Genomic DNA, 24,249 nt, shown 5'->3' with positions numbered 1-24,249 from the left:
GGCGGTGCTACCGCTTACGGCCGCGCTTCTCGCGTACCCGCACCGAGATCTGGATCGGGGTGCCCTCGAATCCGAACTCCTCGCGCAGCCGCCGCTCGACGAAGCGGCGGTAGCCCGCCTCCAGGAAGCCCGAGGCGAAGAGAACGAACCGCGGCGGCCGGGTTCCGGCCTGGGTGCCGAACAGGATGCGGGGCTGCTTGCCGCCGCGGATCGGGTGCGGATGCGAGGAGACGATCTCGCCGAGGAACGAGTTCAGCCGCCCGGTCGGCACCCGGGTCTCCCAGCCCGCCAGCGCCGTCTCGATCGCCGGGACGAGCTTCTCCATGTGGCGGCCGGTACGGGCCGAGACATTGACCCGGGGCGCCCACTGGATCTGCCCCAGCTCGGTCTCGATCTCGCGCTCCAGGTAGTAGCGCCGCTCCTCGTCGAGGGTGTCCCACTTGTTGTACGCGACGACCAGCGCGCGCCCGGCCTCCACGGCCATCGTGATGATCCGCTGGTCCTGGACGCTGATGGACTCGCTGGTGTCGATGAGGACGACCGCGACCTCGGCCTTCTCCACGGCGGCCGCGGTGCGCAGCGAGGCGTAGTAGTCGGCGCCCTCCTGGAGGTGGACGCGGCGGCGGATACCGGCGGTGTCCACGAACTTCCAGGTGGTCCCGCCGAGTTCGATCAGCTCGTCCACCGGGTCGCGGGTAGTGCCCGCGACCTCGTTGACGACCACCCGCTCCTCGCCCGCGACCTTGTTCAGCAGGGAGGACTTGCCGACGTTCGGGCGGCCGATGAGCGCGATGCGGCGCGGGCCGCCGACCGTGGCCCCGAAGGTCTGGGCCGGGGCCTCGGGCAGCGCCTCCAGCACCGCGTCGAGCATGTCGCCGGTGCCGCGGCCGTGCAGGGCGGAGACCGGGTGCGGCTCGCCGAGGCCGAGGGACCACAGCATCGCCGCGTCCGCCTCGCCGCTAGGGCCGTCGACCTTGTTGGCGCACAGCACGACCGGCTTCCCGGCCCGGCGCAGCAGCTTGACGACGGCCTCGTCGGTGTCGGTCGAGCCGACCGTGGCGTCCACCACGAAGACCACCGCGTCGGCGGCCTCGATGGCGAACTCGGCCTGGGCGGCCACGGACGCGTCGATGCCGAGCACGTCCTGCTCCCAGCCGCCGGTGTCGACCAGCTTGAAGCGGCGGCCCGACCACTCGGCCTCGTAGGTGACCCGGTCGCGGGTGACGCCCGGCTTGTCCTCGACGACCGCCTCGCGGCGGCCGATGATCCGGTTCACCAGAGTCGACTTGCCGACGTTCGGGCGGCCGACGACGGCGAGCACCGGCAGCGGGCCGTGCCCCGCAGCCGCGAGGTCGCCCTCGACCTGTTCCAGGTCGAAGCCCTCCTGCGCGGCGAGCTCCATGAACTCCGCGTACTCGGCGTCGCCCAGCTCTCCGTGCTCGTCGCCGCCGCTGTGGATCTGGTCGTTCATGAAGTGATGTCCTCGTCGTCCCTCAGTGCCGCGCGCCCCGGTGGGCGCGCGGGTCTATGTCTCGTCGTGGCGGCCGGTGAGCCGCCGGGCGCTCCCCAGGTGCTCCCCCAGGCGCTTCTGGATGAGCACGGTCGCCTCGTCCAGCGCCGACCTGGTCCGCCGGCCGCTGCCGTCCCCCGCCTGGAACGGGTCACCGAAGACCACGTCGACGCGGCTGCGCAGCCTCGGCAGCGCCCGCGGCCGCCCGTCGGGCCGCCGCTGCTCGCCGGTGCCGAGCACGGCCACCGGCACGATCGGTGCGCCGGAGCGCACCGCGAAGTACGCGAGCCCCGAGCGCAGCGACGCGAAGTCGCCCGCGCCGCGGCTGCCCTCGGGGAAGATCCCCAGTACCCCGCCGCGCTCCAGCACGCCCAGCGCGTGGGTGATCGCGGTGCGGTCGGCACTCTCCCGGTCCACCTTCAGCTGGCCGACGGAGCGCATGAACGGGTCCAGGGGACCGACGAACGCCTCCTTCTTGACCAGGAAGTGCACCGGGCGGGGCGCGGTGCCGATGATCATCGGCCCGTCGACGTTGTGGGAGTGGTTCCCGGCCAGGATGACGGGCCCGGCGGACGGGATCCGCCACGAGCCCAGCACCCGCGGCCGCCACAGCCCGTACATCAGGCCGATGCCGATCCGGCGTCCCACCGCGGCGCCGGCCTCGCTCGGCAGCGCCGCGTCGGCGGTGGCGGTCATGCGGCGGCCCGCTTCTCCTCGACCAGCGTGACCACGCACTCGATGACCTGGTCGAGGGTGAGGTCGGTGGTGTCCACCTCGACCGCGTCGTCCGCCTTGGCCAGCGGCGACGCCTTGCGGCCCGAGTCGGCGGCGTCCCGCTTGGCGAGCGCCGCCTGGGTGGCGGCCAGGTCGGCGGCCTCCTTGCCCTTCAGCTCCCCGCTGCGGCGGGCGGCCCGGGCCTCGGCGGAGGCGGTCAGGAAGACCTTGAGGTCGGCGTCCGGGAGGACGGTGGTGCCGATGTCCCGGCCCTCGACGACCATGCCGCGGGGCGCCTCGGTGGCGATCGTCCGCTGAAGCTCGGTGATCACCTGGCGCACCTCGGGAACCGCGCTGACCGCGCTGACCCGGGAGGTGACCTCCTGGGTGCGGATCGGGCCCGCGACGTCGGTGCCGTCGACGGTGATCGTCGGGGCGGCCGGGTCGGTGCCGGAGACGATGACCGGCTTGCGGGCGGCGTCGGCCACGGCGACGGCGTCCTCGACGTCGATGCCGTTGTTCACCATCCACCAGGTGATCGCCCGGTACTGGGCGCCGGTGTCCAGGTAGCCGAGGCCGAGCTTGGCCGCGACGGCCTTGGAAGTACTGGACTTGCCCGTGCCTGCGGGGCCGTCGATCGCGACAATCACTGCTGCCGGGGCGGTCCGGGCGGCGGTTTCCACGGTGACAGACACCTTTCGTATGCACGGGGCTGGGTTGAACGGAGCTTGGTTGAGCCCCGGACAAGGTTACTGGCTCATCCGAGGCTCCCGGTCACTGCCGGACGTCACTGCCGGATGGACCAGCCCCGCTCGCGGAGGGCCTTGGTCAGGCCCGGGGCGGCGGCCGGTTCCACCATCAGCTGGATCAAGCCCGCCTGCTGGCCGGTGGCGTGCTCGATCCGTACGTCCTCGATGTTGACGCCCGCCCGGCCCGCGTCGGCGAAGATCCGGGCCAGCTCGCCCGGCTGGTCACCGATGAGCACCGTCACCGTCTCATAGACGGCCGAGGCGGCGCCGTGCTTGCCCGGCACCCGCTCGCGCCCGGCGTTGCCGCGGCGCAGCACGTCCTCGATACCGGCCGCTCCCCCGCCGCGCTTGGCGTCGTCGGCCGACTGGAGCGCGCGCAGCGCCCGTACCGTCTCGTCCAGATCGGCGGCGACCGCGGCCAGCACGTCGGCGACCGGCCCCGGGTTGGCCGACAGGATGTCGATCCACATCGCCGGGTCGGAGGCCGCGATCCGCGTCACATCGCGGATGCCCTGGCCGCACAGCCGCACCGCCGTCTCGTCGGCGTCCCGCAGCCGCGCCGCGACCATGCTGGAGAGCAGGTGCGGGGTGTGCGAGACGAGCGCCACGGCCCGGTCGTGCGCGTCGGCGTCCATCACCACGGGCACGGCGCGGCAGAGCGCGACCAGCTCCAGTGCGAGATTGAGCACTTCGGTGTCGGTGTCGGCGCCGGGTGTGAGCACCCACGGCCGCCCCTCGAACAGATCCCCGGTGGCGGCCAGCGGCCCGGAGCGCTCCCGCCCGGCCATCGGATGCGTACCGATGTACCGGGTCAGGTCGCAGCCCAGCTCCTCCAGCTCGCGCCGCGGCCCGCCCTTGACGCTCGCCACGTCCAGCACCGCCCGCGCCACGCCCCGGCGCAGCACGTCGGCCACCGTACGGGCCACGTACGCGGGCGGCACGGCGACGATCGCCAGATCCACCGGCCCGTCCGGCTCCTCCTGCGTCCCCGCCCCGAGCGCCGCCGCGGTCCGCGCCGCGTCCGCGTCGTGGTCGGCGAGGTGCACATGGATGCCGCGGCCCGCGAGGGTGAGCGCGGCGGAGGTACCGATCAGTCCGGTACCGATGACGAGGGCTGTTCTCACTGGGCGATGTCCTTGCGGAGGGCCGCCGCGGCGCCGAGGTACACATGGGCGACGTCGGTCTTGGCCAGGTCGGTCTCAACATGCGCCAGTATCCGGACGACCCGCGGCATGGCCCCGGCGATGTCCAGCTCCTGCGCGCAGATCAGCGGCACATCGGTGATCCCCAGCTTGCGCGCGGCCACCGCGGGGAAGTCGCTGTGCAGATCGGGCGTGGCGGTGAACCAGACGCTGATCAGATCGTCCGGCACCAGGCTGTTCCGCTCCAGGATCGCGGTCATCAGCTCGGAGACCTGCTCCCGCATGTGCCCCGCCTCGTCCCGCTCCAGCTGGACCGCCCCACGGACCGCTCGTACCGCCACGTCTGTGCTCCCTGCGCGTGCTGTGCCTGCGCGCCGACGCGTCTCCCCGCGCCGTACGCGTCCCCAGTGTCCCCGATCAGCCTAACCAGCCCGAAACCCACGCTTGCTCACGCGTCCCAGAGGGAGCCCAGCGCCAGCAGCTCCTCCCGGTACTCGATCCGCCCGGTCCACTCGGCGGGCCACGCCTCGGCGCCGAGATACGCACCGGCGAAGGCGCCGGTGAGGCACCCGATCGAGTCCGAGTCGCCGGAGGAGCAGGCGGCCCGCCGCAGGGCGAGCACCGGCTCCTCGGGAAGGAGCAGGAAGCACAGCAGCCCGGTGGCCAGCGCCTCCTCCGCGATCCAGCCCGCGCCGGTGGCCAGGCACGGATCGGCCTCCGGGTCGGGGGCGCGCAGCGCGTCGTCCAGCCGGTCGAGGACGCCCAGGCAGTCGTCCCAGCCGCGTGCCATGAACGTCTTGGGCGAGGGGTCGTGGGAGTGCCGCCAGAGGTCGCCCAGCCAGTCCTCGCGGTAGCGGGTGCGGTTCTCCTCGGCGTACGCCCGCAAGCGCCCGGGCAGCTCGGCCGGGCGGGCGCCCCGCGCCAGCACGTACACCGCGTGCGCCGTCAGCTCGCTCGCTGCGAGCGCGGTCGGATGCCCGTGGGTGAGCGCGGACTGGAGCTGCGCCGCCCCCGCCCGCTGGTCGCCGGTCAGCCCGGGCGCCAGCCCGAGGGGCGCGACGCGCATGTTGGCGCCGCAGCCCTTGGAGCCGACCTGGCTCGCCTCCGCCCAGGGGCGCTCCTCCTGGCTGAGCAGATGGCAGGCCCGCAGACAGGTGTTACCGGGCGCCCGGTTGTTGTCCGGCGAGCGCCACCACTCGACGAACTCCTCCCGCACCGGCCGGGCGAAGCGCAGCGGCGCGAGATAGCCACGCTCCATCGCCGTGCGCAGTCCGCGGCCGAGCGCCAGGGTCATCTGGGTGTCGTCGGTGACGTACGCGGTGCCCGGATGCCCCGGCAGCTCCATCTGGCGCCACGGTCCGCACTTGGCGAGGATCGACGGCACGTCGTTGAACTCGGTCGGGAAGCCGAGGGCGTCACCGAGCGCCAGTCCGAGCAGGGATCCGGTCGCCGGGCGCTTGGCCGGCGCGGTCAGAGGTCGACCTCGCGCATCAGCATGCCGACCTCGGTGTTGGTGAGGCGGCGGAGCCAGCCGGACTTCTGGTCGCCGAGGGAGATGGGGCCGAAGGCGGTGCGGACCAGCTTGTCGACCGGGAAGCCCGCCTCGGCGAGCATGCGGCGGACGATGTGCTTGCGGCCCTCGTGGAGGCTGACCTCGACGAGGTAGTTCTTGCCGGTGTTCTGGACGACCTTGAAGTGGTCCGCGCGGGCGTAGCCGTCCTCCAGCTCGATGCCGTTCTTGAGCTGCTTGCCGAGATCGCGGGGCAGGGGGCCCTGGATGGCGGCGAGGTAGGTCTTCTTGACGCCGTAGCGGGGGTGGGTGAGGCGGTGGGCCAGCTCGCCGTGGTTGGTGAGCAGGATGATGCCCTCGGTCTCGGTGTCGAGGCGGCCGACGTGGAAGAGCCGGGTCTCGCGGTTGGTGACGTAGTCGCCCAGGCACTGGCGGCCGTCCGGGTCCTCCATGGTGGAGACCACACCGGCGGGCTTGTTCAGCGCGAAGAAGAGGTACGACTGGGTGGCGACGGTCAGCCCGTCGACCTTGATCTCGTCCTTCTCCGGGTCGACGCGCAGCCCCTGCTCGGTGACGATCTTGCCGTTGACCTCGACCCGGGCCTGGTCGATCAGGTCCTCGCAGGCGCGGCGCGAACCCATGCCCGCGCGGGCCAGGACCTTCTGGAGGCGCTCGCCGTCCTGCTCGCCGAAGGTCTTGGGCAGCTTGGTCTGCGGCTTGTTGTGGCGGGCCCGGTTCCGCTCCTCTATCTGGGCCTCGTACTCGCGCGGGCGGGCCGGGGCGGTCGGCTTCCGGCGGCCGCCGGTGCCCTTGGGGGCGCCGCTCTTGGCCGCGCCGCCCCGGGGGCCGCCGCCGCTCTGCTTCGGGGCGCCCGCGTCGTAGCGGCGCTCCTCGGGGCGGGGGCGACCGGTGCGCTTCTGCTTGTCGTCGCGCCCGTTCCCGGCCCCCCGGTAGTTCTTGCCGCCGCTGCTGCCGCTGCCGCCGCTACCGCTGCCCCTGCTGTTCCTGCCGCTGCTTCGCATCAAGTTTCCGTCTGAGAGTGGCTGCTGTCGTCTGCGTCTACGGGTGTTACGTCTGTGTCCGGTGCGTCCGGGTCGAACGAGGGCACGCCCTCCTGGGACTCGCCCTCGACCGCGTCCACCTCGGGGAGGAACGGGGCCAGCTCGGGAAGCTCGTCCAGGCCGCGCAGGCCCATCCGCTCCAGGAAGTAGTTCGTCGTCCTGTACAGGATCGCACCTGTTTCGGGTTCCGTGCCCGCCTCCTCCACCAGCCCGCGCTGGAGAAGGGTGCGCATCACGCCATCGCAGTTGACGCCGCGGACGGCGGAGACGCGGGAACGGCTGACCGGCTGACGGTACGCGACCACCGCGAGGGTTTCCAAAGCGGCCTGCGTGAGCCGGGCGTGCTGGCCGTCCAGGACGAAGCCCTCGACGGCCGCGGCGTACGCGGGCCGGGTGTAGTACCGCCAGCCGCCCGCGACCAGCCGCAGCTCGAAGCCGCGGCCCTGCACCGTGTACTCGTCCGCCAGCTCGCGCAGCGCGTCCGCGACCACGCGGCGCGGGCGGTCCAGCACCTTGGCGAGGTGCTCCTCGGTGGCGGGTTCGTCGACGACCATGAGGACGGCCTCCAGCGCGGGCTTGAGGTCGAGCGCCGCGACCTCCGAGAGCTCCGTCTCGGCCTTCGGCCCGCTTTCCGGCTCGGTCATGTCCGTGCCTCCTGTGCCTCTGCCTGTCGCTTCCGCGGCTGGGACTCCTGGTCGAACTCATCGGTGACCAGCGGCCGCTGTCCGTCCTCCGCGCCCGTCCAGCGCACCATGAGCTCCCCCAGCGCCTCCGACTGGTCGAGCAGGACCGCTCGCTCCCGGTACAGCTCCAGCAGCGCCAGGAAGCGGGCGACGACGGTGAGCACGTCCGGCGCGTCCTCGGTGAGCGCGGCGAAACTGGCCTCCCCCAGTTCCCGCAGCCGCCCCACCACCACGTCCGCCTGCTCCCGCACGCTCACCAGCGGGGCGTGGATGTGGTCGACGTACACCTGGGGCTTGGGCTTGGCCTGCATCGCCTTGACGGCCAGCTTCGCGAACCCCTCCGGGCCGACCCGGATGACGACGTCGGGCAGCAGCTCGGCGTGGTGCGGCTCCAGGCCGACCGTACGGGGGTAGCGGCGGGCCTCCTCGATCAGCCGGTCGTTGAAGATGTCCGCGATCCGCTTGTACGCGCGGTACTGGAGCAGCCGCGCGAACAGCAGGTCCCGCGCCTCCAGCAGCGCCAGGTCCGCCTCGTCCTCCACCTCGGCGGCGGGCAGCAGCCGCGCCGCCTTGAGGTCGAGCAGGGTCGCCGCCACCACCAGGAACTCGGTGGTCTGGTCGAGGTCCCAGTCCGGCCCCATGGCCCGGATGTACGACATGAACTCGTCGGTGACCTTGGAGAGGGCGACCTCCGTGACGTCCAGCTTGTGCTTGGAGATCAGCTGGAGGAGGAGGTCGAAGGGCCCCTCGAAGTTGTCCAGCCGCACGGTGAAGGTGCCGTTGGCCTCTTCGGCCGCCTCGCCCGCCTCGCCGTCCTCGGCCTGGCCCCCGTGGTCCCGCGCGGCGGAGGAGGGCCGTACGTCCGCGCTGCCGCCGTCGTCCCCGGCCCCCGCCCGCTCATGCGCTGGCTCGGCGGGATCGGCGGGTACGCCCGCCTCCTGGGGTGCCGCCTCCGGCTCGACCGACGCGGGCTCCACCGGGGTGCTCGGCGCGTCATGGGCCGGGGCGGCCTCGGGCTCCGCCGGGGCCGGGGCCGCCGCGGGGCGGGGCGTGCCGGGGCCTTGGCCCAGGGGGCGGCGGCGGTGCGGGCGGTCGTTGGTCGGCATCGCGGTCCAGGGTGGTGCGCAGGGCCGGGCGGTCAGCCCGCGATCCGGGCAGGGTATCGCCCGGCCAGGTCAGCGGCCGCGCAGGCGGCGCACCAGAATGCTCGCGTCGCCGCGCGATTCGAGGTCGGCGAGGACGACCGCGACCGCCTCGCGGACGATCCGGCCGCGGTCGACCGCGAGTCCGTGTTCGCCCCGCAGCACCAGTCGCGCGTGTTCGAGGTCCATCAGCTCCTCGGCGGAGACATAGACCGTGATCTTCTCGTCGTGGCGCTCGCGCCCGCTGGGGCGCCGGTTGGCCGCGCGGGCCCGGCGGCGGGCGGGGCCGCCCTGGGCGGGCGGGGAGGTGCCGTCGGACGCCTGGCGGCCCTTGGCGGGCCGTTCCCCGGCCGCGGCCGCCGCGGCGGGGCGTCCGCCGCCCGCGTCCGGTGGCGTGGCCTCACGGCCCGTGTGCTCGGCCGCGCCGGACTGCTCGCCGTTGTCGGCCGGTGCGCCGCCCGGCGCCGACTCGCCGCCGCCCGGGTCGGACTCGGTGGCGGGGGCGGGCACCCGTGGGGTCTCGCCGTTCGCCTGGCGGCGGCCGGACGCGGGCGAGGAGGACTGGAGCCCCATCCCTCCCGTGGTGCGGAACAGTTCGTCGGCTCCCGGCAGACTCACTCGGCGTGACACCGGGCGAGCACCTCCCTGGCGAGCTGGCGATAGGCGGCGGCACCGACGGAGTTGGACGCGTACGTGGTGATCGGCTCACCGGCGACCGTGGTCTCCGGGAAGCGGACCGTACGGCCGATGACCGTGTGGTAGACGTGATTGTCGAACGCCTCGACCACACGGGCGAGGACCTCACGGCTGTGCACGGTGCGCGAGTCGTACATCGTGGCGAGGATGCCGTCGAGCTCCAGGTCGGGGTTGAGCCGCTCCTGGACCTTCTCGATGGTCTCCGTGAGCAACGCCACACCGCGCAGCGCGAAGAACTCGCACTCCAGCGGCACGATCACCTTGTGCGCCGCGGTGAGCGCGTTGACGGTGAGCAGGCCGAGCGAGGGCTGGCAGTCGATGACGATGTAGTCGTAGTCCGCCATCAGCGGCTTGAGCGCCCGCTGGAGCGTGGACTCGCGGGCCACCTCGCTGACGAGCTGCACCTCGGCGGCCGACAAGTCGATATTGCTGGGCAGCAGGTCCATGTTGGGCACGGCCGTCTTCAGCAGCACCTCGTCGGCGGACATGCCCCGCTCCATGAGCAGGTTGTAGACGGTGAGGTCCAGCTCCATCGGGTTGACGCCGAGGCCGACCGACAGCGCGCCCTGCGGGTCGAAGTCGACGAGCAGGACCCGGCGCCCGTATTCGGCGAGGGCCGCACCCAGGTTGATGGTGGAGGTGGTCTTGCCGACGCCGCCCTTCTGGTTGCACATCGCGATGATCTTCGCGGGGCCGTGGTCGGTCAGCGGTCCCGGGATCGGGAAGTACGGCAGCGGCCGCCCGGTGGGGCCGATGCGCTCGCGTCGCTGGCGGGCCGCGTCGGGGGCCAGGGTGGCCGCGTACTCGGGATCGGGCTCGTATTCGGCGTCCGGGTCGTAGAAGTGCCCGTCGGGCAGGTCGTCGTAGTCGGCGAAGCGGGCGGGTTCGTTGCCCCCCTGGTCGCCGGCCATGGCGTTCACGTGATGGCCGTCCATGCTGTGGCTCTGGTGGGCTGTCGTCATGCTCGTCACGCTCTGGTGGGTTGCGAAGGTACGGACAGCGACGGAGCCGACAGCCTCCAGCCCCGAGGGGCCCTGGCCCCGCGCAGCCGGTCCTGGTTGACCACCCCCGGGAGAAAATGTCGACTCATTCACAAGTCGTCCTACCTCCTTGGTGACCAGGAAATTTCTCGATAGGTCAGCGTGACACCATGCCGACGGTTGGCGACTCTATGGCGTGTCGGCGGTCCTCAGCAACACAATCCACCGGACACGGCACGATGTGTCGGCAATCGAACACCCCGATGTCAAGGGCGTATGGACGGCGGCGCGGAGATTCCACCACCCCCCAAAGCGTCTGGATAGTTACATTCAGGGCGAGTTGAGCGAGTGCCGGGCCGGGCCTGATCCGGGGCGTTCCGGACACGCCCGCGGCCGGGTCCCGCCTCGCGACAAGACCCGGCCGGATGCTCGGTGTTGACCTGATGTTGACGGCTCTGGTTGACCTGCCGTCGCCCGGAGTTGACCGGCCGCGCGGCCTCAGCCGAGCAGCGAGGCCAGTTCGACGGAGGGCAGCCCGTGGGCCTCGGCGACAGGGCCGTAGACGACCTGGCCCTCATGGGTGTTGAGCCCCTTGGCCAGCGCCGCGTCCCGGCGCACCGCGTCGCGCCAGCCGCGGTTGGCCAGCTCGACGATGTACGGGAGCGTGGCGTTGGTGAGCGCGTGGGTGGAGGTGTTGGGCACCGCGCCCGGCATGTTGGCGACGCAGTAGAAGACCGACTCGTGGACCGTGAAGGTCGGCTCGGCGTGGGTGGTGGGACGGGAGTCCTCGAAGCAGCCGCCCTGATCGATGGCGATGTCGACAAGGACACTTCCCGGCTTCATGCGGGACACCAGCTCGTTGGTGACCAGCTTGGGCGCCTTGGCGCCGGGGATGAGCACCGCGCCGATGACGAGGTCGGCCTCGAGGACCGCCTTCTCCAGCTCGTACGCGTTGGAGGCGATGGTCTGCACCTTGTTGCCGAAGATCCGGTCGGCCTCGCGCAGCTTGTTGATGTCCTTGTCGAGCAGGGTCACGTGGAAGCCCATGCCGATGGCGATCTGCGCGGCGTTCCAGCCGGAGACGCCGCCGCCGATGACGACCGCGCGGCCGGCGGCCACGCCGGGGACGCCGCCGGGCAGCACGCCGCGGCCACCGGCCGAGCGCATCAGGTGGTACGCGCCGACCTGCGGCGCGATCCGGCCCGCGACCTCGGACATCGGGGCGAGCAGCGGCAGCGCGCGGTTCGCGGCCTCGACGGTCTCGTACGCGATGGCGGTGGTGCCGGACTCCAGCAGCGCGTCGGTGCAGGCGCGGGACGCGGCGAGGTGGAGGTAGGTGAAGAGGGTCTGGTCCTTGCGCAGCCGGTGGTACTCCTCCGCGATCGGCTCCTTGACCTTCAGCAGCAGGTCGGCGGTGGCCCAGACCTCGTCGGCGGTGGCCAGGATGCCCGCGCCTGCGGCGATGTACTCCTCGTCGGTGATGGAGGAGCCCAGACCGGCGCTCTGCTCCACGAAGACCTCGTGGCCGTTACGTACCAGCTCGTGCACACCGGCGGGGGTGATGGCCACACGGAACTCGTTGTTCTTGACCTCGCGGGGGATACCGACCTTCACGTCGATCACGGTCCTTGATATGGGGGGACTAAGGGCTTGACCGGCCACAACCGGCCATAGACCGGCCGGGACCGGCCATAGACCAGCAAAACGGAGCATGTCCGCATGCCGAGGACAACCGCAGCGAGCGCGGGTACAGCCAGTGTAATGAAGGACGTCGCGCTGTCTAGCCTTGCATTGCTTTAATCTTTCGCGAGACCACCACTGATTTCGTAGGTCGACTCGCGATCTCCCCTCAGTCGCGGGGGTTGTGGCCCCCCAAGGTCATGGGCTCTCACCCTGCCGTGACCTGGCCCACTCGTCCGCCCGCCGCGACGCCGCGGCCGCCTCCGCCCAGGTGCGCAGCGCCTCCTTCGACCGGCCGGTCTTCTCCTGCGCCTTCGCCGTACCGCTCAGCGCCCGCGCGTACCCCTCCAGGTCCCCGGCCCGGCGGCAGGCGGCCGCGGCGGCCCGCCAGTCGCGCAGCGCCTCGGCCCACCGGCCCGCATAGCCGCGTACGGTGCCGAGCCGGGCGTACACCCGGGCCTCCGCCGCCAAGTCACGGCGGCTCAGCCGCAGTTCCAGGGCGCGGCCGTACCAGTCGGCGGCCCGGCTCCAGTCCTCCAGCTCCTGGTACGTCCCGCCGATGGACTCCAGGGCCCGCCCGGTCGTATACGGATCGTCCGCCTCCCGGGCCGCCTCCAGCGCGCCCTTGTAGCGGGCGAGCGCCGTGTCGATCCGGCCCGCGCCCGCGTCCAGATCGCCCAGGTTCAGCAGCGCCGCCGCCCGCTCCACCGGCAGATCGCGGCGCTTGGCCACGTCCAGCACCAGCTGGTGCAGCCCGTACAGCTCGGGCGCCGCGCCCTCCGCACCCCGGTGCGCGGTCAGCGCGTGGGTCAGCGCCGCCACCAGCCGCCGGGCGAGGGTGTCGACCTCACCGGCCTCGACGGCCACCCGCGCGGCCTCGACCAGCGCGGGCAACCGGCTCTCCAGCCACCGCCCCGCCGCCTCCGCCGACGGAAACCGCAGCGACCCCGGCAGCGCCGCCAGCTTCTTGCGCGCCGGAGACCCCGGCGGCTCGGTCGCCAACCGGCACGCGTGCAGCTGCCGTACGGTGCGCTCCAGCATCCGCGCCCGGGCCAGCTCCACCTCCGCCGGGCGCTCCGTCGCCTCCAGCAGCGCGCGCAGCAGCGGGTCCAGGCACCCCGGCAGCTCGTACCGCTCCTCCTCGCGCGGCCGCAGCATCCCGTACGCGGCGAAGCCCTCCAGCGCCGCCCGGCCGTCCGCCAGCGAACACCCGGCCAGCGCGGACGCGGTGTGCGCGTCGGCCGACCCAGCGGGCGCGAGCGACAGCAGCCGCAGCATCCGGGCCGCCGCCGGGGGCAGCGAACCGTACGCCAGCCGGAAGGCGCGGGCCAGCGGGCGGACGCCGCGGTCCACGTCCCCCTCGGACGGCGGCAGTTCGCGCAGCCGCTCGATGACGTCGGCCACCGAGTCCTTGGGCCGGGCGGCGAGCCAGCCGCCGACGAGCACGAGCGCCGCGGGCTGCCCCGCGCACTCCTCGACCAGGGTCTGCGCGGCCACCGGATCGCAGGTGATCCGGGTCGGCCCCGCGTACTGTGCCAGCACCCCGACCGCCGCGCTCACGTCCAGCCCGCCCACAGTGCACGGACGGACGTCCGGCACGCCGGTCAGCGGGCCCCGCGAGACCGCGACCACCAGGCAGCCGGGCTCGTCCGGCAACAGCGCGTCCACCTGCTCGGCGCCCGCCACGTCGTCGAGCAGCAGCAGGACCCGCTTGCCGTCCAGCGCGCCGCGCAGCATCTCGCCCAGCTCGTCCTCGTCCGCCCCGGGCGGGGCGGTCACCCCCAGCCGGACCAGCAGGTCACGGGCGGTGCGCTCGGTCGGCACGGGGTCGCCGGCGGACGTCATCAGGCGGGCCTTGAGCACCCCGTCGGGGTAGTCGTCCGCCAGCCGCCGGGCCAGCTCCTCGGCCAGCGCGGTACGGCCCCAGCCGGGGCGCCCCGCGATCAGCAGCACCCGGCAGCGGGCGGCCTTGCGGCCCGCGATCGTGTCCAGTCCGGCGCGGTCGATGTCGGCCCGCAGCGCCAGCAGTTCCCGGCGGCGGCCCGCGAACCCCCGGCCCACGGTGGCCGCGGCCGCGAACAGCACGGCGCGCGTCGCCCCGCTCCACACCCCGCCGTCGCCCGCCCCGCGCGCCGGAGGCACCCCGTCCGCATCCCCGTCCGCGGGTTCGCCCAGGGGCTCCCCGTCGGTGTCGACCGCCTGCTCCGCCACGGGCCCCACTCCCGTCCACCTGCGCATACGTGCCCGCCGCGGCTGCGGTCTGGGTGCGTACGAGCGTAGTTCACTCCGCGTCAGGTCCCGGGCACTCCGGGCCGGTGATCCGGACCGAAAATCACCCCATCGGATGGTGCGACGGGTCCTCTCCCCACCGCCGCCCCTACCCGGGGACACCCCGGCCCCCGAGAGGAATGGCCAGTCGGCGGGAGGGATAGAACATGTGCGGTGGCCCCGTCCGACGAATGAGGCACGGGCCGCCCGGCCAACGACGCGGGGCGCGAGGCACCGACGCCCCAGCCGCCCGCCAGTGGCGGGCCGGGAGCTGGGACCATCTGCGGGGCGGGGCGGGCCACGTCTGCCCTGGTCCACCCGCGTGGTGGGATCGCGGACCACCGGGCCGCGGCCGCCGACGAGACGGGAGGGGCCGGGGCCGCATCCCACCCCCGCCCGGCGCCCGCCCCACCGGGCGGACCGGAAGCGACCCGGCCCCGAGCCACCAGCAGGGAGCCGCCGACGCGACGGGAGGGGGTGGGGTCGCAGGGGTGGGGTCCTGGACGATGACGTGTATTTGCGGCGCCTACTCCCGGCCCACCCCACGTCTCCGGGCACCGGCGCCAAAAATATACGAGTCCAGGGCCCTGCCCCGGAGGCCCCGCACCCGGCACCACCCACACGCCCCAGGCGCACCCACCCACAAAGCCGCACCCAGGCGCACCCAGGCGCACCCGGCAAAACCCAGGCGCTACGCCTCGAAGGGGCGGGCGGGCCAGGGGGCGTCGGCGGGGCGAAGGGCGTCCACGCCGTCGCCCGTCAGCGCGGCGTGCAGCGCCAGGACGCCCACCGCGAGGCAGTTGTTGTGCAGGTCACCGGCCAGCACGGCACGCACCAGCTCGTCCAGCGGCACCCGGGCCAGCTCCATGTCGGCCTCCTCCTCGGAGACCTCGTACCGCTCACCGTCCGCCGCCGAGATCTCCCGCGCGAGGAAGACCCGCACGGCCTCGTCGCAGCCGCCGGGCGTCGTGTAGACGTCCGTCAGCACGCGCCAGTCCTCGGCCTTGACGTGCGCCTCCTCGTACAGCTCGCGCTGCGCCGCGTGCAGGGGGTTCTCGCCGGGGACGTCGAGGAGTCCGGCCGGGATCTCCCAGAGCCGGTGCCGGACCGGGTGCCGGTACTGGCGCAGGACGATGACGCGGCCGGTGTCGTCGAGGGCCAGGACGGCGACGGAGCCGGGGTGGACCTGGTAGTCACGCTTGACGGTGGTGCCGTCGGGCATGACGACCTCGTCGGTGCGCACGCTCGTCTTGTTGCCCGTGAACGGCGTGGCGGTGGCGACGGTCCGCCACTCCTCGGGAGTGTCCTGGATACCCATTGCTCAGCCTCAGCGTCCTTTCAGCGTGCGGTTGACCATGCGGTCGAGTTGACCATGCGGTCGAGCGGGGGATGCGGGCGGGGGCCTGAACCGCCCGCGCCCCCCGTCAACCGTATCGGTCAGCCCTCGGCGGTCCGCCCCTGACCAGCGGTGAGTCGCTCGACTGCCGCCTTCACCAGGCCCGCGAAGAGCGGGTGCGGGCGGGTCGGGCGGGAGCGCAGCTCGGGGTGGGCCTGGGTGCCGACGAGGTACGGGTGCACCTCGCGCGGGAACTCGACGTACTCGACCAGCTTGTTGTCGGGGGAGGTCCCGGAGAAGACGAGCCCGGCCTTCTTCTCCAGCTCACCGCGGTAGGAGTTGTTGACCTCGTAGCGGTGGCGGTGGCGCTCCTCGACGTACGGCTGGTCGTCGTAGACCTCGCGGACGATCGAGCCCTCGGCGAGCTTGGCCGGGTACATGCCCAGCCGCATGGTGCCGCCCATGTCGCCCTCGCCCGCGACGATGTCCAGCTGCTCGGCCATGGTGGAGATCACCGGGTCGGTGGCGGCCGGTTCGAACTCGGTGGAGTTGGCGCCGGAGATGCCCGCCAGGTTCCGCGCGGCCTCGATGACGATGCACTGGAGGCCGAGACACAGACCCAGCAGCGGGATCTTGTTCTCGCGGGCATAGGTGATCGCGCCGACCTTGCCGATGACGCCGCGGTCGCCGAAGCCGCCGGGGATGCAGACCGCGTCGCAGTCCGCCAGCTGCTGCCGGGCACCGGCGGCGGTCTTGCAGTCGTCGGACGTGACCCACTTGATCTTCACGCGGGCGTTGTTGGCGAACCCGCCCGCGCGCAGCGCCTCGGTGACGGACAGATAGGCGTCCGGCAGGTCGATGTACTTGCCGACGAGCGCGACCGTGACCTCGTGGTCGGGCTGGTGGACCCGCTTCAGCAGGTCGTCCCACTGGGTCCAGTCCACGTCGCGGAAGGGCAGGTCCAGCTTGCGGACGACATAGGCGTCAAGACCCTCGGAGTGCAGCACCTTGGGGATGTCGTAGATCGACTTGGCGTCGATGGCGGCGACCACCGCGGCGTCGTCGACGTCGCACATCAGCGAGATCTTGCGCTTGATGGAGGTGGGGACCTCGCGGTCGGCGCGCAGCACGATGGCGTCCGGCTGGATACCGATGTTGCGCAGGGCGGCGACCGAGTGCTGGGTGGGCTTGGTCTTCAGCTCGCCGGACGGGCCGATGTACGGCAGCAGCGAGATGTGCACGACGAAGACGTTGTCCCGGCCCACCTCGTGGCGGACCTGGCGGACGGCCTCCAGGAAGGGCAGCGACTCGATGTCGCCGACGGTGCCGCCGACCTCGGTGATGACGACGTCCACGTCGTCGGTCGCCATGCGCCGGATGCGGTGCTTGATCTCGTTGGTGATGTGCGGGATGACCTGCACGGTGTCGCCCAGGTACTCACCGCGCCGCTCCTTGGCGATCACGCTGGAGTAGACCTGGCCGGTGGTCACGTTGGCGGAGCCGTCGAGGTCGACGTCGAGGAACCGCTCGTAGTGGCCGATGTCCAGGTCGGTCTCGGCGCCGTCGTTGGTGACGAACACCTCACCGTGCTGGAACGGGTTCATCGTGCCCGGGTCGACGTTCAGGTACGGGTCGAGCTTCTGCATGGTGACCCGCAGACCCCGCGCCTTGAGCAGCGCACCGAGGCTGGAGGCGGTCAGGCCCTTGCCGAGTGAGGAAGCGACACCCCCTGTGACGAAGAGGTGCTTGGTCGTCATGGGCTTAGCGGCAATGGCCAAAAGGGGGCTCCCGTGGTCGCGTCGTAAGGGTGCGGTCCGGCAGCCGGCCCGCTTTCACGGGGGCGCCGTCGCTGAGGTTCGGGGGTTTGGTGCCCGCCGCTCCACGGGCTACCAGGGTATCAGTGCCCCGGGGCGGCCGCTGGAGCCCCGTCTCACCCACGCCATGTCCGCGCCACCCGCACACCATCCCGGGTCACCTCGCGTAGCGCGGCGGCCACGCCCCGTACGCGTACCGCTCGCCGGCGCCGGGCGGCGGCCGTGACCGGCCACCCGATCGGGGGTCGTGACGCGAGCCACGATATGGACGGGCTCAAGCGGATCACTGTCCCGCGTCGTATCCTGCTCGGACGAAACGCTACGAGCCCCGGCACGGCACCACCAGCACGCCCCCGGAACCAGAGCTCGTCCAATATTTCCGGAGACCGTAAGGACACCCGCAAGGGGCAGTACGGCCGTCGAACAGGGGAAAGCACGTGGCCGGGCGTATCGAGGACTACGCACTCATCGGGGATATGCAGACCGCCGCCCTCGTCTGCAAGGACGGGACGGTCGACTGGCTGTGCCTGCCGCGTTTCGATTCCCATGCCGTCTTCGCCGGTCTGCTGGGCACCGAGGAGCACGGATTCTGGCGACTGGGCCCCGCCCACGCCGCCGGGAGCGAGCCGCCGACCGCCGACCGCCGCCGCTACCGGGGCGACTCGCTCGTACTGGAGTCGGAGTGGGACACCCCGCGCGGCACGGTCCGCGTGATCGACTTCATGCCACCGCGCGACGGTGCCCCGCAGCTGGTGCGGATCGTCGAGGGCGTCAGCGGCCGGGTGCCGATGCGCTCCGCGCTGCGGATGCGCTTCTCGTACGGCTGGGTCGTGCCGTGGGTGCACAAGGTGGACTCGCGGACGGTCGCCGTCGCCGGTCCCGACTCGGTGTGGCTGGACACCGAGGTCGACACCTTCGGCAAGGACCTCACCACCTACGCCGACTTCACGGTGGCCCCCGGCGACCGGATCGCCTTCACCATCAGCTGGCAGCCCTCGCACAAGGAGCCGCCCGCGCTGCCCGAGCCGGAGACCGCGCTGGAGGCGACCGAGGCGTTCTGGCGGGAGTGGGTCGAGCACTGCACGTACCACGGCCCCTACCGGGACGCGGTGGTCCGCTCGCTGATCACCCTCAAGGCGCTCACCTACGCCCCCACCGGCGGCATCGTCGCGGCGCCCACCACCTCGCTGCCCGAGGAGATCGGCGGCGTACGGAACTGGGACTACCGCTTCACCTGGCTGCGGGACGCCGCGATCACCCTGTCCTCCCTGCTGCGCACCGGCTACCGCGAGGAGGCGCGCGCCTGGCGCGAATGGCTGCTGCGCGCGGTCGCGGGCGATCCGGAGAACCTCCAGATCATGTACGGCATCGCGGGCGAGCGCGAGCTGTCCGAGGCCGAGCTGACCTGGCTGCCCGGCTACGAGGGCTCCCAGCCGGTCCGGGTCGGCAACGGCGCGGCGGGCCAGCTCCAGCTGGACGTCTACGGCGAGGTCACCGAGGCGCTGCACCTGGCCCATATGACCGGCCTGGCCCGCAACGACTACGCGAGCGTGCTCCAGCTCAAGCTGATCCGCTACCTGGAGGAGCACTGGGACGAGCCCGACGAGGGCATCTGGGAGGTCCGCGGCCCGCGCCGGCACTTCGTGCACTCCAAGGTGATGGCCTGGGTCGCCGTCGACCGCACCGTCAAGCTCATCGAATCGGGCGATGTGGACGGCCCGTTGGACCGCTGGCGGGATCTGCGCGACGAGATCCACCGGGACGTGTGCGAGAAGGGCTACGACGCCGAGCGCAACACCTTCACCCAGTCCTACGGCTCCAAGGAGCTGGACGCCTCGCTGCTGCTCATCCCGCAGATGGGCTTCCTGCCGCCGGACGACAAGCGGGTCATCGGCACCATCGAGGCGATCCAGCGCGAGCTGTCGACCTCCGACGGCTTCGTGATGCGCTACCCGACCGCGGGCGAGGACGCGGGCGTGGACGGCCTGGAGGGCGACGAAGGCGCGTTCCTCGCCTGCTCGTTCTGGCTCGCCGACGACCTGGCGATGATCGGCCGGGTGGACGAGGCCCGCAGGCTCTTCGAGAAGCTGCTCGCGCTCCGCAACGACCTGGGCCTGCTGGCCGAGGAGTGGGACCCGAACCTCCAGCGCCAGGTGGGCAACTTCCCGCAGGCGTTCAGCCATGTCCCGCTGATCGACACCGCCCTGCGGCTGACCGCCTCCGGCGCGTACGGCGGCTGAGCGACCCAGGGGCGAAGTCGGGTATCGATTTACGGAGGGCCGAAGTGACATTCCGCAATCACCAGGAGCTGGATGTGACGGTGGTCGCGGTGGCTCCCGTGGGAGCCAGGGTCGAGGTGGACGGCGTGACCGGATTCGTCGACCAGGTGAAGCACCCCTCGTGGTGGGACGAGAGCGTCGCACCGGTCCGGGACGGCGACGCGTTGCACGTCGTCGTGCTGGACGCCGACCGCGAACCGCCCCGGTTCAGCGCGCTTCAGCGGGACATCGACACCGCGCGGCGGCTGCGGGCGGACGACGGGCGGTCCTGAGTACCTCTGAGCGCGATCGACGGCCGGAACCGGATGGAAGCACAAGGAACGATCACCGTGGCGCGGGCGCTGGACCTGCCCGCGCTGCGCCGCGGCCTCCCCGAGGTGGTGACCGGGGACGAGCTGCTGGACCGCCCGGTGCGCTGGGTGCACGCGGGCGAGGCGCCGAACATCGCCGCCCTCCTCAAGGGCGGTGAGCTGCTGCTGACCACCGGTCTCGGCGTCGGGCCGCGCCCCGCCGAGCAGCGCGCCTTCGTCCGGCGGCTGGCCGAGCGCGGGATCGCGGCGCTGGTGGTGGAGCTGGGGCCGCGGTTCCGTACGCTCCCGGTGGCCGTGGTCGACGCGGCGCGCTCGTGCGGGCTGCCGCTGGTGCAGCTGCACCGCGAGGTGCCGTTCGTGGCGGTCACCGAGGAGATCCACACCGAGATCGTCAACGAGCACTACGCCCTGCTCCAGCAGGCCGACGTCGTCCACCGGCAGGGCACCGAGGTGCTGCTGCGGGGCGGCGGGGTGCCGGAGATCCTGCGGAACTTCGCGGAGTTCGCGGGCAACCCGGTGTTCCTGGAGACCCCCGACGGCCGGTTGCTGTACGCCGCCGGGCCCGTGGGCGTACGCCCCGGCGCCACCGATCCGCTCCAGGCGTGGGAGGGGCTGCGCGCCCGCCACGCGGACCGGCGGCCCTCGGAATCCTCGGCCGGGCTTGCGGCGGGGCTTCCGGCGGGACTTCCGGCGGGCAGCGTGTCCGCCGATGTGCCGGGCGGCGGCCGGGGCCCCGGCGCGGTACGGGCACGGCTGACCGTGCTGCCGGTGGCCGCGCCGCTAGGCCCGGTCCACCGCATCGCCGCCGAGCGGACCGCCGATCTGCTGGCAGTGGTGCTGCTGCGGGCGCGCCAGGAGGAGGAGCTGACGGCGCGTGGCCGGGGCGACTTCCTCACCGACCTCGCCGAGGGGCGCGTCGAGCCGTCGGACGCGCCCGCGCAGGCGCGGGTGCTGGGCTTCCGGCCGTCCGGGGACGGCCCGCTGCTGCCGGTGGTGATGCGGCTCGCGGCGGACCCGCATCCGCTGAGCGGCGGCGGCGTCGGCGGGGTGGCGGTGAGCGGTGGCGCGGAGGGCTGGGCGGCGCTGGCCCACGCGCTGCGGGAGGAGCTGGCGGCGGTGGGCGTGCCGGTGCTGCTGGGCGTGCGGCTGCCGGAGGGCCGGGTGCCGCTGCTGGTGGGCCTGCGGACCGCGGCGGACCGCGGCGCGGTGGCGATGCGCGTCGCGACGGCCCTGCGGGCGGGGGTCGAACGGGCCTGGCCGGACCGTCCCGCGGGTGCGCATCCGCCCGTGGTGATCGCCGGGCTCGCGGCGGGCTGGGACGGCGTCGGCGGCGAGCTGCGGCACGCGGCGGAGGCCGCGTACGCGGCGCACGGTCTCGCGGACCGGGACTGGTACGACGTGCGCAGCCTGGATGTCGACCTGTTGCTGTGGCGACTGCGCGAGCACGGGGATCTGGCCGCCTTCGTCGACCGGGTGATCGGCCCGCTGCTCGCCCACGACCGGGAGGCCCGTCCGCCGCTGGTGCCGACGCTGGAGGTGTATCTGCGGCATGCGGGCCGCAAGGCGGAGACGGCCCGCGCGCTGCACCTCAACCGCCAGACGCTGTACGACCGGCTGGCCCGGATCGCCCGGCTGCTCGGCACGGACCTGGAGGACCCCCAGACGGTGCTCGCCCTGGGGGTGGCCCTCCAGGCCCGCCGCCATGTGCGCTGATCCCCGGCTCTAGAACGGGGTCAGGGTGAGGGTGAACGCGGTCGGGGCGGTGTCCTGGATGTACGACGCGAAGTCGGCCACGTCGTCGAAGGCGAAGCCGTACGCCTTGCCGTCGGCTGTCGCCGCGTGCATCGCCTTGGCGTAGTGGTGGGTGATCCGCTCCCCGTAGAAGGCGGCCGGGTCGGTCGTCGGCTGGGCGGCGGTGTCGTGCAGCGTGGTGCGGTTGAAGCCCGCGCCGAGGATGGCCGCGACCGGCCCCGTCGTCCCGTCGTTGGGCGCGGCGAGGGCGCCGTCGCAGAACAGCACGTCTTTGGTGGAGGGCTTGTCGAAGGCGACGGAGGCGGGTCCTGTGAAGGAGAACTTGCCGCCGCCGACCCGGCCGGTGAAGGTGCCCGCGTTGGTGGTGACCTTGAGGTCCTTCGAGGAGTAGGTGTCCCAGACCTGGTCGATGTAGGGCGCGAAGTAGTCCTGTGAGAACAGCCCGGCGCCCAGGCCGTGGCCGGGCGCGATGACCCGCAGATCGTCCCCGATGACCAGCTTGTCGAAGCCCTCGGCCGCGCGCAGATCGGAGAAGACCCGGGCGCGGGCGCCGTCCTTGAGGGCGCCGGTCGTCTGGTCCTTGGCGCCGGTGAGGCGGATGGCGAGCGGGACGCTGAACATGTCGACCATGGTGGTGTTGCAGAACATGCCGGAGGCGTTGAAGGTGAACTCCGCGCAGTCGTGCAGGATCTTGTAGTTCGGGTCGCCGGACACCCAGCCCGCCGGGTACTGGAGCGCGGCCTTGCCCGCCCCGTCCGCCACCACCTTGAACTTGAGCTTGTCGCCCAGCGCGACATAGATCCGGCCCGACATCCGGGGCAGCGTCAGCTTCGTGTCGCCGCCTGACGAGAGCGGGATGGCGTAGTCGGCGAAGCCGTCCGCGCCGTTGTCGGAGAGCGCGACGGGGGCGAGTTTGCCGTCGGGGGTGACGCGGACCTGCTGGTTGTCGGCGTTGCCGACGATGTAGAGCCATATCGACTCATTGCCGAACTGGCCGGTCTTGTTGACGACCGTGAGGGGAAGCGTGTCGGCGGCGCGGGCCGAGCCCGGCGCGGCGGTCGGCGCCGCGGCGGCGCGGCCGCCGGCGAGCGTCAGGCCGGTGCCCGCTGCGGCGATTCCGGACAGCAGCATCCTGCGCGTGATCATGACAAATCTCCTCGGCGTAGTGGGGGATAGCCGGGACATGACGGGAAGCGGTGGTGCGCGGAAAGCGCCCGGAGAGCGCTCTCTTGTCCACCGCGCAGCACCCTGCCGATCAACGACCAGGGGCGTCAACCCCCTAGCACAGAAAGGTCTGCACCAATTCGTCGTAGACGCTGAGGACATGGGCCACCGTGTCGTCCTCCGTCGGCCACTGCGCGGTCCGCGCCCGCCCCGCCGCGGTCAGCTCCGCGCGCCGCACGGGGTCGGCCAGCAGCCGCATCACCGCGTCGGCCAGCGCGTCGGGGTCGTCGTACGGGACGAGTTCGGCGGCGTCCCCCACCAGTTCGGGCACCCCGCCCACCGCCGTGGCGACCAGCGGCACCCCCGCGTGCAGCGCCTCCTGGGCCAGCAGCGAGCGCGCCTCCCAGCGGCTGGACAGCACGCACACATCGGCGGCGGCCAGCAGCTCCGGTACGTCCTCCCGGCGGCCGAGCAGCCGCACCGGAAGGCCCTCGGCGTCGATCCGGCGCTGCAACACCGCCCGGTCCGGCCCCTCCCCCGCGATCGCCAGCAGCGGCGGCGGGTCGAGGGTGCGCCAGCGGCGCGCCGCGTCCAGCAGCGGACCGTGGCCCGTGGCGGCCTCCAGACGGCCCACCGCGACCAGCAGCCCCCGCTCCACCGCGCCCAGTTCGGCGCGCGCCTTCTGGCGGGCGCCGTCGCCCGCCTCGGGCGCACGGCGCGGCGCGGGCACCGCGACCGGCGCGAGCCGGGCGTCCCGCGCCCCGCGGTCGCGGGCCCGGTCCACCAGGTCCGACGACGCGCCCAGCACCACGGACGCGGCCCGCGCCACCTGCCGCTCCATCAGCCGTACGACACGGGCCCGCGGCCCCTCGGCCTCCCGCTTGGTGTGCCAGGTGACGACGAGCGGAATGCCCCGGCCGCGCAGCGCCAGCGCGGCCAGCAGACCGGGCCGCAACCCGTGCGCGTGCACCAGCCCCGCCCCGACGGATGCCGTCCGCAGCGACGCGATGCTCCCGGCGTCCGTACGGCCGTCGAGCGGCGCGAACCGCGCGCCCGCCTCCGTGAACCCGTACCCCTGTTCGGCGCTCCACGGCCCGCAGACGGTCACCCGCAGCCCCCGCGCCACCAGCCCGGCCGACAGCGACCGCACATGCACCCCGCTGCCCGAACTGCCGTGGCCCAACACCTGAACGGCATGCAGCGACGGCTGCCCGTGCGGCGGGACCGGGGTGTTGCTCACGGTACTGCTCACTCGGGCGGAGCTCCTGGGGCGGTGTCGAACGTGCGCTTACTGCGCCAAGAATGCCAGCACTCACGGCGCGCTCGCCGCAACGCTCCCACGCCACCCCCACCCCCCGCTCGCCCGTACGTCCGCAACACCACCCATAAGGGTGAACTCCACACCCCCGACAACACCCGGACCAGCCCCGAACCCCGCTGGGCAGGGCCCCCGGGGGC

General features: G+C 73.0%; 20 protein-coding genes. 3 read left to right on the top strand and 17 right to left on the bottom strand.

The window, feature by feature from the left end:
- Positions 1 to 7: 7 nt before the first annotated feature.
- From der to ACH4TL_RS22470, 15 genes are all read right to left on the bottom strand, one after another.
- On the bottom strand, positions 8 to 1,471 hold the full coding sequence (gene der / locus ACH4TL_RS22540; protein WP_398316874.1) for a ribosome biogenesis GTPase Der: 1,464 nt from the start codon (positions 1,469 to 1,471) through the stop codon (positions 8 to 10).
- 54 nt (positions 1,472 to 1,525) lie between these two features.
- Entirely contained in the window at positions 1,526 to 2,206 is a 681-nt protein-coding gene (locus ACH4TL_RS22535) for a lysophospholipid acyltransferase family protein (RefSeq protein ID WP_398316871.1), read from the bottom strand.
- Complete coding sequence (cmk, locus tag ACH4TL_RS22530; RefSeq protein WP_398316869.1) at positions 2,203 to 2,919, bottom strand: (d)CMP kinase; 717 nt, start codon at positions 2,917 to 2,919, stop codon at positions 2,203 to 2,205. Before cmk ends, ACH4TL_RS22535 begins: the two co-directional genes overlap by 4 nt.
- Before the next feature lie 92 nt (positions 2,920 to 3,011).
- Positions 3,012 to 4,097, bottom strand: a complete 1,086-nt coding sequence (locus ACH4TL_RS22525; protein ID WP_398316866.1) for a prephenate dehydrogenase — start codon at positions 4,095 to 4,097, stop codon at positions 3,012 to 3,014.
- A complete protein-coding gene (gene aroH, locus ACH4TL_RS22520; protein WP_385442198.1) occupies positions 4,094 to 4,456 on the bottom strand; it encodes a chorismate mutase in 363 nt (120 codons plus the stop codon). Before aroH ends, ACH4TL_RS22525 begins: the two co-directional genes overlap by 4 nt.
- A gap of 107 nt (positions 4,457 to 4,563) precedes the next feature.
- On the bottom strand, positions 4,564 to 5,589 hold the full coding sequence (locus ACH4TL_RS22515; protein ID WP_398317726.1) for an ADP-ribosylglycohydrolase family protein: 1,026 nt from the start codon (positions 5,587 to 5,589) through the stop codon (positions 4,564 to 4,566).
- Entirely contained in the window at positions 5,586 to 6,647 is a 1,062-nt protein-coding gene (locus ACH4TL_RS22510; RefSeq protein ID WP_398316863.1) for a pseudouridine synthase, read from the bottom strand. Before ACH4TL_RS22510 ends, ACH4TL_RS22515 begins: the two co-directional genes overlap by 4 nt.
- Complete coding sequence (gene scpB, locus ACH4TL_RS22505; RefSeq protein WP_398316860.1) at positions 6,647 to 7,330, bottom strand: SMC-Scp complex subunit ScpB; 684 nt, start codon at positions 7,328 to 7,330, stop codon at positions 6,647 to 6,649. Before scpB ends, ACH4TL_RS22510 begins: the two co-directional genes overlap by 1 nt.
- Positions 7,327 to 8,475, bottom strand: coding sequence for a segregation and condensation protein A (locus tag ACH4TL_RS22500; RefSeq protein ID WP_398316857.1), 1,149 nt, complete (start codon positions 8,473 to 8,475; stop codon positions 7,327 to 7,329). Before ACH4TL_RS22500 ends, scpB begins: the two co-directional genes overlap by 4 nt.
- A 69-nt stretch (positions 8,476 to 8,544) precedes the next feature.
- Positions 8,545 to 9,141: a hypothetical protein gene (locus tag ACH4TL_RS22495; RefSeq protein ID WP_398316854.1), complete on the bottom strand. Its 597-nt coding sequence runs from the start codon at positions 9,139 to 9,141 to the stop codon at positions 8,545 to 8,547.
- The gene (locus tag ACH4TL_RS22490; RefSeq protein WP_039939394.1) at positions 9,126 to 10,142 is read right to left on the bottom strand and encodes an AAA family ATPase; all 1,017 of its coding nucleotides are present in this window, start codon (positions 10,140 to 10,142) and stop codon (positions 9,126 to 9,128) included. The genes ACH4TL_RS22495 and ACH4TL_RS22490 overlap by 16 nt, the downstream gene beginning before the upstream one ends.
- A 543-nt stretch (positions 10,143 to 10,685) precedes the next feature.
- Positions 10,686 to 11,801 (bottom strand): alanine dehydrogenase, encoded by a 1,116-nt coding sequence (ald, locus tag ACH4TL_RS22485; protein WP_398317723.1) that lies wholly within the window; start codon positions 11,799 to 11,801, stop codon positions 10,686 to 10,688.
- Between the two features lie 264 nt (positions 11,802 to 12,065).
- Entirely contained in the window at positions 12,066 to 14,078 is a 2,013-nt protein-coding gene (locus tag ACH4TL_RS22480) for a tetratricopeptide repeat protein (RefSeq protein ID WP_398316851.1), read from the bottom strand.
- Between the two features lie 748 nt (positions 14,079 to 14,826).
- A complete protein-coding gene (locus ACH4TL_RS22475) occupies positions 14,827 to 15,453 on the bottom strand; it encodes an NUDIX domain-containing protein (RefSeq protein ID WP_398316849.1) in 627 nt (208 codons plus the stop codon).
- Positions 15,454 to 15,572: 119 nt separating this feature from the next.
- Positions 15,573 to 17,228 (bottom strand): CTP synthase, encoded by a 1,656-nt coding sequence (locus ACH4TL_RS22470; RefSeq protein ID WP_398316846.1) that lies wholly within the window; start codon positions 17,226 to 17,228, stop codon positions 15,573 to 15,575.
- Positions 17,229 to 17,722: 494 nt separating this feature from the next.
- Here ACH4TL_RS22470 and ACH4TL_RS22465 point away from each other — a divergent pair, with 494 nt between their 5' ends.
- The 3 genes from ACH4TL_RS22465 to ACH4TL_RS22455 are packed head-to-tail and all read left to right on the top strand — an operon-like array spanning position 17,723 to position 21,588.
- On the top strand, positions 17,723 to 19,525 hold the full coding sequence (locus ACH4TL_RS22465) for a glycoside hydrolase family 15 protein (RefSeq protein WP_398316843.1): 1,803 nt from the start codon (positions 17,723 to 17,725) through the stop codon (positions 19,523 to 19,525).
- A gap of 44 nt (positions 19,526 to 19,569) precedes the next feature.
- On the top strand, positions 19,570 to 19,836 hold the full coding sequence (locus ACH4TL_RS22460) for a hypothetical protein (RefSeq protein ID WP_398316840.1): 267 nt from the start codon (positions 19,570 to 19,572) through the stop codon (positions 19,834 to 19,836).
- A 33-nt stretch (positions 19,837 to 19,869) separates the two neighbouring features.
- Positions 19,870 to 21,588 (top strand): PucR family transcriptional regulator, encoded by a 1,719-nt coding sequence (locus ACH4TL_RS22455; protein WP_398316837.1) that lies wholly within the window; start codon positions 19,870 to 19,872, stop codon positions 21,586 to 21,588.
- Positions 21,589 to 21,597: 9 nt separating this feature from the next.
- Here the strand turns inward: ACH4TL_RS22455 and ACH4TL_RS22450 are convergent, their stop codons facing one another.
- Positions 21,598 to 22,773, bottom strand: a complete 1,176-nt coding sequence (locus ACH4TL_RS22450) for a glycoside hydrolase family 64 protein (RefSeq protein ID WP_398316834.1) — start codon at positions 22,771 to 22,773, stop codon at positions 21,598 to 21,600.
- Between the two features lie 133 nt (positions 22,774 to 22,906).
- On the bottom strand, positions 22,907 to 24,031 hold the full coding sequence (locus ACH4TL_RS22445) for a glycosyltransferase family 4 protein (protein WP_398317720.1): 1,125 nt from the start codon (positions 24,029 to 24,031) through the stop codon (positions 22,907 to 22,909).
- Between the last annotated feature and the right edge of the window lie 218 nt (positions 24,032 to 24,249).

The sequence above is a fragment of the Streptomyces sp. NPDC021115 genome (assembly GCF_044333065.1).
GTDB lineage: Bacteria > Actinomycetota > Actinomycetes > Streptomycetales > Streptomycetaceae > Streptomyces.
This window is presented reverse-complemented; position numbering and strand designations above follow the sequence as displayed.

What these genes read in the sequence shown, in the direction of transcription:
- ACH4TL_RS22455 (WP_398316837.1), top strand. Translation starts at nt 19,870, where the DNA reads ATGGAAGCACAAGGAACGATCACCGTGGCGCGGGCGCTGGACCTGCCC.
- ACH4TL_RS22470 (WP_398316846.1), bottom strand. Translation starts at nt 17,228, where the DNA reads ATGACGACCAAGCACCTCTTCGTCACAGGGGGTGTCGCTTCCTCACTC.
- ACH4TL_RS22490 (WP_039939394.1), bottom strand. Translation starts at nt 10,142, where the DNA reads ATGGACGGCCATCACGTGAACGCCATGGCCGGCGACCAGGGGGGCAAC.
- der (WP_398316874.1), bottom strand. Translation starts at nt 1,471, where the DNA reads ATGAACGACCAGATCCACAGCGGCGGCGACGAGCACGGAGAGCTGGGC.
- ACH4TL_RS22510 (WP_398316863.1), bottom strand. Translation starts at nt 6,647, where the DNA reads ATGCGAAGCAGCGGCAGGAACAGCAGGGGCAGCGGTAGCGGCGGCAGC.
- ACH4TL_RS22450 (WP_398316834.1), bottom strand. Translation starts at nt 22,773, where the DNA reads ATGATCACGCGCAGGATGCTGCTGTCCGGAATCGCCGCAGCGGGCACC.
- ACH4TL_RS22500 (WP_398316857.1), bottom strand. Translation starts at nt 8,475, where the DNA reads ATGCCGACCAACGACCGCCCGCACCGCCGCCGCCCCCTGGGCCAAGGC.
- ACH4TL_RS22535 (WP_398316871.1), bottom strand. Translation starts at nt 2,206, where the DNA reads ATGACCGCCACCGCCGACGCGGCGCTGCCGAGCGAGGCCGGCGCCGCG.
- ACH4TL_RS22475 (WP_398316849.1), bottom strand. Translation starts at nt 15,453, where the DNA reads ATGGGTATCCAGGACACTCCCGAGGAGTGGCGGACCGTCGCCACCGCC.
- scpB (WP_398316860.1), bottom strand. Translation starts at nt 7,330, where the DNA reads ATGACCGAGCCGGAAAGCGGGCCGAAGGCCGAGACGGAGCTCTCGGAG.